The organism is Enterococcus sp. DIV0187 (assembly GCF_051713785.1).
Classification (GTDB): domain Bacteria; phylum Bacillota; class Bacilli; order Lactobacillales; family Enterococcaceae; genus Enterococcus_A; species Enterococcus_A avium.
Genome location: NZ_JBIOQO010000001.1, coordinates 3499419 through 3511474 on the forward strand (window position 1 = coordinate 3499419; position 12056 = coordinate 3511474).

At 38.3% G+C, this 12056-nt stretch carries 13 protein-coding genes; 10 read left to right on the forward strand and 3 right to left on the reverse strand.

Annotated features, from left to right (window positions below):
- The first annotated feature begins 233 nt into the window (after nt 1-233).
- From IGI52_RS17140 to IGI52_RS17165, 6 genes are all read left to right on the forward strand, one after another.
- Nucleotides 234-440, forward strand: coding sequence for a hypothetical protein (locus IGI52_RS17140; RefSeq protein WP_270791438.1), 207 nt, complete (start codon nt 234-236; stop codon nt 438-440).
- Nucleotides 412-768, forward strand: coding sequence for an IS66 family insertion sequence element accessory protein TnpB (gene tnpB, locus IGI52_RS17145; RefSeq protein ID WP_270791437.1), 357 nt, complete (start codon nt 412-414; stop codon nt 766-768). The genes IGI52_RS17140 and tnpB (IGI52_RS17145) overlap by 29 nt, the downstream gene beginning before the upstream one ends.
- 102 nt (nt 769-870) lie before the next feature.
- Nucleotides 871-1560, forward strand: a complete 690-nt coding sequence (locus IGI52_RS17150; protein WP_438781854.1) for an IS66 family transposase zinc-finger binding domain-containing protein — start codon at nt 871-873, stop codon at nt 1558-1560.
- A complete protein-coding gene (tnpC, locus tag IGI52_RS17155) occupies nt 1503-2429 on the forward strand; it encodes an IS66 family transposase (RefSeq protein ID WP_438781856.1) in 927 nt (308 codons plus the stop codon). The genes IGI52_RS17150 and tnpC overlap by 58 nt, the downstream gene beginning before the upstream one ends.
- 411 nt (nt 2430-2840) lie before the next feature.
- Nucleotides 2841-3194 (forward strand): IS66 family insertion sequence element accessory protein TnpB, encoded by a 354-nt coding sequence (gene tnpB / locus IGI52_RS17160; protein WP_438781858.1) that lies wholly within the window; start codon nt 2841-2843, stop codon nt 3192-3194.
- Nucleotides 3195-3303: 109 nt separating this feature from the next.
- Entirely contained in the window at nt 3304-3870 is a 567-nt protein-coding gene (locus tag IGI52_RS17165; RefSeq protein WP_438781859.1) for a hypothetical protein, read from the forward strand.
- A gap of 4 nt (nt 3871-3874) precedes the next feature.
- Here the strand turns inward: IGI52_RS17165 and IGI52_RS17170 are convergent, their stop codons facing one another.
- The 3 genes from IGI52_RS17170 to IGI52_RS17180 all read right to left on the reverse strand — a co-directional run bounded on the left by IGI52_RS17170 (nt 3875) and on the right by IGI52_RS17180 (nt 6579).
- Nucleotides 3875-4870, reverse strand: a complete 996-nt coding sequence (locus IGI52_RS17170) for an IS30 family transposase (RefSeq protein ID WP_438781861.1) — start codon at nt 4868-4870, stop codon at nt 3875-3877.
- A gap of 81 nt (nt 4871-4951) precedes the next feature.
- Nucleotides 4952-5464, reverse strand: coding sequence for a hypothetical protein (locus IGI52_RS17175; protein WP_438781863.1), 513 nt, complete (start codon nt 5462-5464; stop codon nt 4952-4954).
- Nucleotides 5465-6372: 908 nt separating this feature from the next.
- Nucleotides 6373-6579: a hypothetical protein gene (locus tag IGI52_RS17180; RefSeq protein WP_438781864.1), complete on the reverse strand. Its 207-nt coding sequence runs from the start codon at nt 6577-6579 to the stop codon at nt 6373-6375.
- A 287-nt stretch (nt 6580-6866) separates the two neighbouring features.
- Here IGI52_RS17180 and IGI52_RS17185 point away from each other — a divergent pair, with 287 nt between their 5' ends.
- The 4 genes from IGI52_RS17185 to IGI52_RS17200 all read left to right on the forward strand — a co-directional run bounded on the left by IGI52_RS17185 (nt 6867) and on the right by IGI52_RS17200 (nt 11805).
- Nucleotides 6867-7181 carry a hypothetical protein gene (locus tag IGI52_RS17185; protein ID WP_438781866.1) on the forward strand — a complete coding sequence of 105 codons (315 nt, stop codon included), beginning with the start codon at nt 6867-6869 and terminating at the stop codon, nt 7179-7181.
- 234 nt (nt 7182-7415) lie between these two features.
- A complete protein-coding gene (locus IGI52_RS17190; protein ID WP_438781867.1) occupies nt 7416-7901 on the forward strand; it encodes a hypothetical protein in 486 nt (161 codons plus the stop codon).
- A gap of 986 nt (nt 7902-8887) precedes the next feature.
- Entirely contained in the window at nt 8888-11083 is a 2196-nt protein-coding gene (locus IGI52_RS17195; RefSeq protein ID WP_438781868.1) for a hypothetical protein, read from the forward strand.
- 407 nt (nt 11084-11490) lie between these two features.
- Nucleotides 11491-11805: an IS66 family transposase gene (locus tag IGI52_RS17200; protein WP_438782261.1), complete on the forward strand. Its 315-nt coding sequence runs from the start codon at nt 11491-11493 to the stop codon at nt 11803-11805.
- Nucleotides 11806-12056: the final 251 nt, after the last annotated feature.

Genomic DNA, 12056 nt, shown 5'->3' on the forward strand with positions numbered 1-12056 from the left:
CAGGAGTAGGGCTTTCGTGTCTCTAACATTCGAAATCTTCACATTTCGCAAGTACAGTATAACATGTTCGGTTAACAAATACCAATTAACAAATTGTTAATTTTGGTACTTGTGAAGTAAATGCCTAATCACCAAGTACCTACAAACCAAATGTAAACGTCACATAGTAGGGTGCCTCGTTTTCTCCTTCGCCGACTGTTAAACTTACTGTATCAACTTACAGGAGGCATACTATGGAGAAAAAAGAAATCGTACCTATTCAGATCGTGGATCGAAATCCACCGATGTCGCCAACTGCTCCAGCGAAATCAAAACTCGCGGCTCGAGTGAAATTGGGACAAGCTGAAGCTTACATCTACAATGGAACGGACAAATATATTTTGGCAACGATCATGAAGGAGTTGAGCATCCATGCTTCTCGACTTCACTCACGTACCTAATATCTTTATCGTTTGCGGGAAAACCGATCTTCGAAAAGGGATCGATGGACTGGCAGCCTTTGTCACAGAAACGTATCAACTGAATGTCTTTGATCAGGCACTCTTTCTTTTTTGTGGGACAAAGTCCGATCGTTTTAAGGCACTCTACTGGGAAGGTGATGGTTTTCTATTATTGTACAAACGGTTTGAGAATGGCCGACTTCAATGGCCAAAACACACGTCAGAAATTAAACAATTAAATGTTCGGCAATTGAAGCGACTGCTTACAGGCTTTTCGATCGAAAAGAAGAAAACGATTCATTCCAGCACCAAGGGTGCCTTCTATTAAAGTAGTAGAAACCGTTGATTTCATGCGGTTTCCACTACTTTTTTGTATAGGAAAATGGTATAATAATAACAGATGATATCGGAAAACAGGGGGTGTAAATGGTTGGCAAAAAAGGGAAATCAGCTTCTTTTGGATAACAAGAAATTAGAGAAAAAGCTCTACGAGATGACGGAACAATTTGAACTCGTCCTTGAACAAAATCGGTACTTACAAGAACAGTTATTTGCGCTGCAACGTCAAATGTATGGGCGAAAAAAAGAGGATACCCCCTCTGTCGATGGACAGACAAATCTCTTTGATACAGACTCTTTTAAGAAACCAGAGCAGACTGGTCAAGAAAGCCAGGAATTGATTGAGGTAAAGAGCTTTAGGCGGAAAAAGACAAAAGGAAAAAAAGCCTTGTCGCTGGCACACTTACCCGCAAATCATCTTCACTATTATTTAGAAGGTGAAGATTGTCTTTGTGATGCCTGCGGCACTCGCATGACTGAAATTGGCTCCACCGTTGTTCGTGAAGAACCTTTATTCATTCCTGCTCATATTGAAAAAAATTTATTTCACCAACATGCCTATAAGTGTTGTGCGTGTGAAAAAGACAATGGATCAACGCCGATTAAAAAAGCACCAGTACCAAAGCCCCTAATCAATAATAGTTTTGGGAGCCCGACGATGGTGGCTCAGACAATGATTGAAAAATATGTCAAGAAAGTGCCTGCCTATCGGCAAGAGAACGAATGGAAACCTTTGGCTTTCCATTGGATCGGCAAAAAATCACGCATTGGCATCTTCTAGCGACAGACTATGTCTTGTCGCCATTGTACCAACTACTAAAAGAAACCTTACAAAACCAAGAAGTCATTCACGCGGATGAGACGCACTACAATGTATTAGATGTCTCAAAAGCCACGACTTATTATTGGCTTTATACTTCAGGAAAAGCCGAAGGGTATCCAGTTGTACTTTATCAACATGAATTATCCCGAAAACATGAAGTCCCTCAGAATTTTCTTGCACACTTTACTGGTTATCTGCATAGTGATGCTTACGCCGCTTATGGAAAAATGTCTGGTGTTAAGAATGTTTACTGTTGGGCACATGTTCGTCGGAAATTTCATGAAGCGATCGGCTCGCAGCCGAAAAAATATAGCATCGCCTTATTAGGTGAGCGCTACTGTGATCTTCTTTTCAAAGAAGAGAAGAAACTACGTCATCTAGATCCAACGGATCGAAAAAAACAACGTGATCAGTGGATCAAACCAATCGTGGATGAATTCTTTTCTTGGGCATCCAATCTATGCGTGCTCTCAAAATCAAAATTGGGAGAAGCGGTGGCGTATCTGTTAAAGCACAAGGAAGGATTATGTACGTTCTTAGAGGATGGACGATTAGAAACCACGAACAATCGTGCGGAACGAGCCATCAAAGAATTGGTCATCGGTCGAAAAAATTGGTTGTTCTCAAAAAGTGAAAAAGGTGCGCAAGCAACAGGGATCATTCTAAGTATTTTACGCACCGCTGTAGAAAATGGATTAGACCCAAGAAAATATCTGATCTACTTATTTGAAAGGATACCCAACCTGCCAAGTTTAACAAAACCTGCGCTGGCAGCTTATTTGCCTTGGAATCAGGAAATTCAAGAAAAATGCCGGGCCAATTATTAATGGAAAAAGCAAGCCCATCAATCATCCTCAAGTATACAGGATGATTGATGGGCTTTTGAATACGCCTTACAATATGACGCTTACAAATAACCTAAGCCCTATAATGGACTTAAGTTATTTGGTTGTTTTTGCGTACTGTTTGTAAATGCCTAAACACTCGGTACCTACAAAGTGTTTTCACCTCTGCCTATACTTGAGCTATCAAGTGTAATGGAGGTGGTTCTTTGAAAAATACAAATGACATCGTTCCTATTCAGCTTCACGATCAATCGAGAACGGCTCGTGATTAGAAGAAGAACAGCACCGCAAAAATTGTCCTGCGTATCCGTCAAAAGGATGGTTCTGAAGTCCTGATCTACAATGGTGTAAACAGCTATATCCTCTCGGCGATTCTGAAGGAGTTGGGATAAGATGTTTCTCGATTTTACCAAAGTAGAAAAAATCTTTCTCGTTACGGGTAAGACCGACCTTCGCAAAGGGATTGACGGACTCGCAAGAATTATCCAACAGGACTATGCGCTGGATGTTTACGAGGATGCTATTTTTCTTTTTTGTGGTAATCGATGCGATCGGTTTAAGCTGCTCTATTGGAATAAGAATGGCTTTTTCCTCGGATATAAGCGAATCGAAAACGGCCGACTTCAATGGCCGAGAAAAAAAGAAGAAGTTCGCCAACTGTCTGTGCAACAGATTCATTGGCTACTTGAGGGGTTAAACATTCACCAACCCAAAGCAATCAAGGCTGGGACAAAAGGAATTTTTTAAACAGAGAAAAGCCGCAAAATCATTGATTACATGCGGTTTCCTCTGTTTTTTTGAGCGATTAAACGGTATAATAATAACAGGTGTTACATTAATAATGGTGGTGTATTTAGTGTCCTTACCAACAAATTCTATTTCTAATAATAACGTTGAACCAGACGCAACTGCTCTGCTTCAGCTTCTTGAATCTCAGACAGGAACAATCAAGGAGCTCCACCAATTCAATGCCGATTTACAGAAATCAAATCAAGCGTTGACGAATGAATTCCATCTACTTAATGAAAAAATCAACTATTTTACGGAGCGCTTTTTTGGCCGTTCCAAAGAAACGCTCGATTCACAAGTGACGGGTCAATTAAACTTATTTTCTGATGTGGGTGAAGAAAGTGAGTCAGTTACACCAACAGAAGAAGGAAAAGAAACCACAGTAAAAGGACACAAAAGAACCCTGGGGAAAAAAGCAGCAAAGATCGCTCATCTTCCCTTAAAAGAGAGACACCATGAATTGTCAAAGGATCAACGAATTTGTGACCAATGCGGCACTCAAATGGCAGATATTGGTACAACCAAAATTCGCGAAGAGGTGCTTTTCCATCAAGCCATGTTAGATCGGCTCGTTCATTTACAACACACGTATTGTTGTAAAGAATGTGAAAAGGCAGATGTTTCTTCCTCTTGAAATGTCAAATCAAGTGCAACACTTTATTAAAGAAGACTTCATAAGGTGTTTTCCAACCTAGACACTTTCTAGGTCTGCTATTTAGTTTTTCAACCATCCGATAAATCGTTGTGTCATCTACCGTGTCCATCTCTTTCGATTTTGGTAAGTATTCTCGAATAAGACCATTCGTATTTTCATTTGTTCCTCGTTGCCATGGGGCATGCGGATCTGGAAAATAAAAGGGCACATTATTCAATGCTTCTGTAACCGCGAAATGATTGGAGAATTCTTTTCCTCTATCTGGAGTGATCGTTTTAACCACCTCATTGGGGATACTGCTTAAAAGTTCAATCATTTTTTCGCTCACGTAAGCAGCTTTCTTTCTCGGCGCTTTTCCTGCTAAAAGGAATCGCAATTTTCGATCTGTCAACGTCACTAAACAAGCACCACCAGTTTTTCCAGCTACAGTATCGGCTTTCCAATGGCCAAACTCACTTCTATCGTCTGCGGATTTTGGACGGTCATGAATCGAATGCGTAATCCGTATTTTTCCACGAGCCTCGACATGATTTTTTGTATGTCTTGTTTTTCCTCGATGGCGTAATGAACGGATCAGCCCTCTATTGCCAGGGGAGAGCGGTTCTGTATCGAAAATACCGTTGTAAATGGCACGGTAGATCGTGATAAAACTGATGGAGAAATCCACCTGTTCAAGCTTCAAACGATTGGAGATTTCCTCTGGCGACCATTGAAAATCGACAAATAAATGACGAACAATTGACCAAATTCGCGGATCTTTTAGAAGGCTATGACGCCCGCAATTCTTTCTACGAGAAGTATACTTTTTGTCTGCTTTGGAAGGGGAGTAGGTTTTCTCCTTGTTTCTTCTCAGTTCACGTGAAATGGTAGACGGGCTACGGTGAATGTCGTTCCCATTTTTTCTAATAGAAATACCTTCTTCATGAAGTAGAAAGATTCTTTCTCGTTCGAGTATGGTAAGATGATGGTACTGGCTCATAATTGTCTTCCTCCTAGTAGTGTTCTCGACAAACCTATTCTAGTTGGATATTGATTATGAGTCATTTTTTATGTGTTGCACTTAAAGTGTAAATTCAAGTTCCAACAACTCAATGATCGAACAAATGATGGGATACATCGAGAAAAACAATACGGATGGTGAAATAAAACACCCCAGAAAAAGAACGGCTAAAAAAACTGTAACGCCAAGTCGAAAGGTTTTTTTTTTCGCAAAATCGGATGAAATAAAAGCTTGAGATACTCTTGAGATAAAGCTTGTCTGTACCAAAGCAAAGGTACATAAAAAGGTGAAAAAGAGAAAAACAAAAGAGTTGGAGCCAAAAGAAGCAGCTAGTGCCCCATTAATACCGATGGAAGGTAAAAGCCCAATACTACCGATACACAACAAGCTAGGCCAATCAAAACCCACAGAGAGCCATAGCAACAAGGAAGCGATAAAAATTCCGATTACGGCATTTGCTTCCCGTGATAAATTATGAATGATAGGAAAAGAGAAGAATAGAAATAACAGGGCTAACGCTGCAAATATTGCTATTTTTTTTTGATTCATTTGTAGAAATTGTCTGATAGTCATGAAAATCCTCCTTTACCTTTATTTTAATTGTCTTAATTACATCTGTATAATAGTTAAAAAGTACAGTTCAATAGATAATAACTATATTCGAAAGACAAAAAATAGGATTCCTACTTTGAATAGGGGAATTATTGCATTAGCAATTGTTGAACTTCTATTTGTTATATTTATAGGTTGTGTAAAAGCTGAATTGACTAAAAAAATTGGATGTCAATACCGATATAGGTATTGGCTTGTTTAGGTTTGGGAAGACGCCACAGCCCCCCTAACTATCCAATGAATTGAGCTGCGCTAAGTTCATCAATGCCAGAAAAGCTAGCGATTACTTGAAATTCTTCCAGCCGTTTGGTCGTTTCAATCATTTGAGTAGCCAGAAGTTCTTTCTGTATCAGAAGGACTTGGAGCTGTTCATCCTAATAGCGTGTTTTCTGAACAGAAATTGCATGTTCCGAAATGATTGGATACGAATCTTAGGAGTTTGCGATTAATTTTTCTGCTTTGTTTCTTGCACGATTCTCTGAGATTTTTTTGTGGTTGATTGTAGTAGCTAATTCTTTATAATGGTTCTGGAATGATTCCAATGATGGGTGTGGGTATTGAGCAATTATTACTAAGCCATAAAAAGTGAGTCTATTGGACAAAACAAGTTCTACTTCAGGAAAAGTTAGTTGGATTGTATTGTGCAAGTTCATGTGCATGCGGCTGATCTCTTTATAAAATCGCGAAAGATCTCTAAGAACTTGATAGCAGTATTCAAACGACACAGTTTTTGTACAGATATTGTTCCAGCGCATCTGTGCCAATTTGTATGCATCTCGTTTGTGGGTACTCCACTTTCTAAGGGATTTTTTCCATCTGTTGTTTGGCTTGAAGAGGATTTAAAACTCAATAGATCAACTGTTTTTTCGTCAGAAGGTTTCTACTTGATGAGAATAGATCCCGATAGACTCAAAGACAATTTCAGGCATCTCAGGCAAATCCTGTATCATTGCCATTAATTTTTGAAACCCATATTTTGTATGTGTGATTTCTTCTTTGAAAAGACACGTCATTTCTTGATAGGCGACACAAAAACATTTTCCATTTGAAACATCTAATACGACAACAGTTGCCATATTCATCCTGTTTTCTGTTTTTGAAAGCTCTTCACTTCGTCATTCTAAATCCAATTTTCTATACACGGTTTCGAAGCCTCAACATACTTAAACCTGATTCAACAATGAAAACGAAGAAGCTTGTTTTTTTGATGCGAACTTTTTTGTCCTTGAGGCCACGTTCGAGCTTTCTCTCACTTCGTACTATAATCCCAAAAAATAGAGGGAAGAGTTTTATTTTTTTACTTTAGTTAAGAGACTTTTAGCTCAGACTCGTTACAAATCAAGACGGAAAATATTATTTCGCAGTGACGGATAAGGGAAACTATAAAATTTCGGTAAAGGTCACTGATGGAGAGTATGGAAAGTACGGATTTGTCAAAAAAGGAACGACGGATTTCAGCAGTCATATCAATCAAGACGGTTACTCTGATCCACTACTGATCGATATCGGCAATGAATTAAAGCCCATTCTAAATGCGGGTTACGTAGAATCGGTTGTTGAAACAGGTATCAAATTAAACGAAACCAATTGGTTTTTCTATCTCATTCAGTTGTTTCTAGTCAGTCTAGTGATGAAATGTTTTTCTTTATTACGTAGGATGTTAAAAGTAACTCCGTAGCTACTGTGTTTATCACTACGGGGGAATTTAGTACTGTCAGTATGGAAATACTAAATTATCCATTGATGATAATATACATGACTGGACAGAATGTAAAAAAGTGAGCAAAACCCCTAATTGTTAATTACTTGAACTTCGTAAGAGTGATTGTATATTTAGGGTAGCCAATTGATAATTAGAAAATGTATCTTTTAAGTTTTATATGATACAATGAAATTGAGGAGATGAGAATATATGAAAGATACAGGCGAGGAAAAATATTGTGATCCTATTAAGAGTATAAAATTCTCTAAAAGTTATCTAAGTAATATAAAAGAAATTGCAGAAGCAATTATTGATTTTGATCCGGAGTTAACTGAAGAAATCTATAATGCTGTTGATGACGAAACTAAAAAAATGTTTCGAGATATTAGACTCGATACTGACAACCAAAGAATTCAAAATGGGGATATTGGGGATTATGTGATTTTAGTAGTGGCTAATATATTACGAGATGAAAAAAAGAAAATAAATTATATTACCGGCAAAGGAAAGTATCTAAAAGCAAGTGATAAGTTGATATCAAAGGTTTTATTAAATGATAAAAATAAAGGAAATATTTCTGAATTTTGCAGGAATAACGGAATCCAAAGGAGCAAGTATTATAGAATACTTAAAAGGAATTTTAAGCATCAAAGTGATGTGGAACGAATTAATAAGATTGCAGAAAGTGTAATATAAACTGTATAAGTAACCATCAATTCTAGATAGGTGGTTGCTTCGCGGTTTTTCTTTTCTCTATACCTCGAATTTCTTTTCTTTAACTACTAGGGTTTAATTAGACTATAAAACCAATTAACTTCTGTCTTTTACCGATCTTTTAAGTAAAATCATGATTACTTATGAAAACCCAAAGTCAGTAATTTAATTATCTTAAATGTCAAATTAAGTTATGAGGCAGTGGAGATTAGGATATTAATTAACCATATTAATAGCTGAGACCAATTATCTAAGCGATGATTGGTCTATTTTTGTATGTTTTGAAACCATAGGCTCGGTCTGTGGTTCAGAACAGTTTCCATCAAGGGAGTAAAAACTCCTAAGAAACTATTAATGAAAGTGGCTCTCCAACCATTCATATTCAGTCACCGACGGATATGTCATGAATGATAAACAAAGCTTATCAAACAGTGTATTTTGAGCACGAGGAAACTTGAGAGGAGAAAAGGTATTTTCAAAGCAAGACTTTTCAAAAGATTGAATTAGGACTTCCATAGTTGATATGCAAGTATAGGCTATAAACCACTCATGATGCTGTAATCAAAAGCTATGATACTGAGCGCATTGCGAAAAGACATTAAGAAAAATTGTCAGGTGTGTGTCATAGAGCTGAACGAAAGAGAAACACTGATAAAGCAGTGTTAAACAATAAGTACAGTCAAAACTAGGATTTTGTGTGACTCTCAGGATAAGTCTAATGGGTACCTATTTATTGATTAGGTGCCTGTTGATGTAGAGGTTACAGGATAGAGCTGCTTCAACAAAGTGGACTGTTTTGTTTAGCAAAAGTTAACAGTAAGTCACTTTTTGAAGCGCGGGTAATTTATAGCTGAACAAAAATTGATGTTACAGTAAATTTAGTAGAGCGTGTTTAGGTAAGTTTAAGGTTCTTAAGAGAAAATATATTCGAGAAATAGCTAACTAGCGTTTATTTAGGAGATGAATGTATGAAGAAATTTGCTTCACTATTGCTGTGTAGTTGCCTATTGATGAGTTTAACTGCTTGTGATCTAGTTAAGAAAAACAGTGTTGATAATACGCAAACTAATACAACTACTGGGAAAACAACGGAAAGTTCAGAAAAAATCACATTGACCGATGAACAGAAGGAAATTCAGGGGCAGTTAAATTTAGCAAATAATGCAGATCAAGAATGGTCGTTTTCGGATAATGCTTGGGTATTATCCATTGTGACAGCCGTGACAAATCCAGAAATAGCGGATCAGCAAGGGGTATCGGTTTGTGTGCCAGCTGCATACGTCAAAGGAATTGATACGGATGAAGATGGTAAAGTCGATGTCACTAGTGATAAAACGACAGCCGCCGTCAAAGGGCAGCTTGTAATTGATTATAATGCTGAAATAACTAGTACCAATGGACAGATATATACGGCAGCCACAGCTCCAGTGATTTTAAATACAGGAGCCGCTGGTTATAGTTCAAGTACCAATACGTTAGCAGGGACAACTTATGCAGCAGAGGGCTATATCAATGTTACTTGTGGTAATCGTGGTAAACAGGATATCGTAACAGATGAGGAAGGAAATGAGACTTACACTGGGGATGCACCTTCATGTTTAGTCGATCAAAAAAATGCCGCACGTTATGTGAAATATAATATTTTAGCTGGTAATCTTCCAGGAAATGTTGATTATTTTGTTTCAACTGGTGGCTCTGGTGGTGGGGCTCATGCAACGATGTTTGCTGCAACATCAAACAATGAAGATTTCTATGACTATGAGATAGCCGCTGGGACAGTGGGCGTTTATCAAAATGAAGATGGTAGTTATACCACTGCAGTTTCGGTGAATGATAAAACTTATGTGCTTTCCGACGGTGCTTGGGGCTGTATTGCTTATAGTGCGATTACGCCACTTGCCGAAGCCGATATATCGATGGCCTTCGAGTATTATTTAGATACCACTTATGAATTTAGTTCAGATTTCCAAAAACAAACTGCCAAATACTTAGCAGACGAATACATGAATTACATTAATGAGCAAGATTTGAGTGCTGATGAGTCGGTATTGGGTTTTGATATCAATGAAGATGGGGATACAGATGATACGATAGACTTGAAAATCGAGTATGATTTGAAAAATCATCCTGATACAAATGGATATTACGGCACCTATTTGAACCTTTACTTGGATAAATTCCGATCGAATCTTCAATGGTATCTCGACAATCTTGACTATGCGGAAGGCTGGACATGGTTTGACATTGATGGCAATGCCTTGTCTAATGAAGAAGTCGCGGCGTTAACGGAGGAAGAAAAAACAACAGCTTTTCTTGAAGGGCACTATGCGAAAGGTAGTATCGGCGGCATGGAAGGTGCACCAGGAGGAGTTCCTAGTGGTGCAATGCCTTCAGGAACGCCGCCAACTGGTGAAGTCCCAACCGATGCACCTACAGGAAGTGGCGATTCAATGGTTGTTGGTACGCCGGATAGTGGTACGACACAAGCTGCTGGCAGTTTAACTGATTCTGCCAATTACGCTAGCTACGAAGAGATGCTAGAAGCTTATACAGCTGACGTCGAAGCAGTGACCGCCGGTGACGAATATGGAAACAATATCGTTGAGTTATACAATCCACTGAACTATATCGATGATGAGACGACTGAAAATCTTACTTGGGTTCGCATTGTGATGGGGGCAGCAGAGGGAGACATGTCCTTATTTAGCTCAATGAATCTTGAGTTAGCCATGGCTGAGGCAGGGATCGATTCAAAAGTTGAGTGGCAATGGGATGGTGGTCACGTTCCTTCTGAAACCTTGAGTGAAACCTTCTCCCTTTATGTGGATCAAATGTATGGGAAATATGTCAACGACAATGACATTGAGACACCTGCATCTACAGACCAAACGGAAAACGGTACAGCAACAGAGGCAACAGGAACCGATATTACCAGTTGGGTTAACACAGATGACACCGGGAAAATTTCTTTTGATTTGAAAGCTGCCGTTAGTTATCGGACAAAGGGTGCTAGCAAATCAATTCCAGGTTTTGATGTTATCGACTATGGACAAGAAGATTATGTATTTGGTGATGCCACCACGGATGCTCGTCATTGGGACAAGTACGTATTGAAAGTCTTTGAGGAAAATCAAGAGGAGTTGAGTAAACTATTTAATAAGTAAAACATTTCTTGATAAGAATATAAAACGAATAAAGGTGATTTTCAAGAAGTGACTAACTTGCACTTGAAATTTGGGATTTATCATCATAGTGAAACCACGCAGCAAAGAAATTTCCAAAGATTTCTTGATATCTCATGGGGGGAAACCTTCATTGCGACGGTTACACTGGTTATGATGACTTTCCCAATATTTTCACTGTTCGGTGTTGGGATTATGGCCGCAAAAAATCTATGCAACTATACCCAAAGCTTAAGGAGAGACAGAATATCCAGCTGAACATGTTCTGGCAGCCTTTAAAACTTGTTTCAAAAAAGAGCAAGACTTTGAAAAAAATTCCCGACGAGTAGCGCATTCAGAAAAGAAGAATTACGTCCATTACTCAACCAATTTATTCTTATATTCCAAGAATTCCAGCTGTTCCAAAATCGAATTTAGATGAAGCGATTCAGTACCTGAGGAAACATCGAATCTCGATGGAGCGGGTATTTGAAGATGGTCGTTTGGAGTTGACGAACAATCAAAGTGATCGGTTGATCAAGGAGTTGGTGATGTGTAGAAAAAGTCAATTGTTTTCTACTAGTTTGAGTGGGACACAGACATTAGGAGATATGGGCAGTGTGATTAAAACAGCTGAGATTAATGTTCTCAATAGTACAAGGTATCTTCAGTACCTGTTTGAGGAACTGTCAAACTTACCACTTACACCAGAACATCTTCCTTAAGCAACAAACGTTCAAGACAAGAAAAGTGTAAATAATCGAAAAAAGACTTTAGCCTGATTGTAGAATAACAATCGGGCTAAAAGTCGTCTAGATACTCTGTGCCTCAGTGTTTATGAGTGCATTAGTTTTACACTAGATTTATTTAATATACCTTTTTTTAACGGAATTGGTTTGTCTATCTCAGAGGTTCTTTCTAAGATTGAATAGCTGTCTTTATATTCTGAAAGAGTAACAAAAAAAGCTCTAAAACA

Coding starts and splice junctions, on each gene's coding strand:
- tnpB (WP_438781858.1), top strand. CDS start 2,841: ATGTTTCTCGATTTTACCAAAGTAGAAAAAATCTTTCTCGTTACGGGT.
- IGI52_RS17190 (WP_438781867.1), top strand. CDS start 7,416: ATGAAAGATACAGGCGAGGAAAAATATTGTGATCCTATTAAGAGTATA.
- IGI52_RS17170 (WP_438781861.1), bottom strand. CDS start 4,870: ATGAGCCAGTACCATCATCTTACCATACTCGAACGAGAAAGAATCTTT.
- IGI52_RS17195 (WP_438781868.1), top strand. CDS start 8,888: ATGAAGAAATTTGCTTCACTATTGCTGTGTAGTTGCCTATTGATGAGT.
- IGI52_RS17140 (WP_270791438.1), top strand. CDS start 234: ATGGAGAAAAAAGAAATCGTACCTATTCAGATCGTGGATCGAAATCCA.
- IGI52_RS17175 (WP_438781863.1), bottom strand. CDS start 5,464: ATGACTATCAGACAATTTCTACAAATGAATCAAAAAAAAATAGCAATA.
- tnpC (WP_438781856.1), top strand. CDS start 1,503: ATGGAAACCTTTGGCTTTCCATTGGATCGGCAAAAAATCACGCATTGG.
- tnpB (WP_270791437.1), top strand. CDS start 412: ATGCTTCTCGACTTCACTCACGTACCTAATATCTTTATCGTTTGCGGG.
- IGI52_RS17180 (WP_438781864.1), bottom strand. CDS start 6,579: ATGGCAACTGTTGTCGTATTAGATGTTTCAAATGGAAAATGTTTTTGT.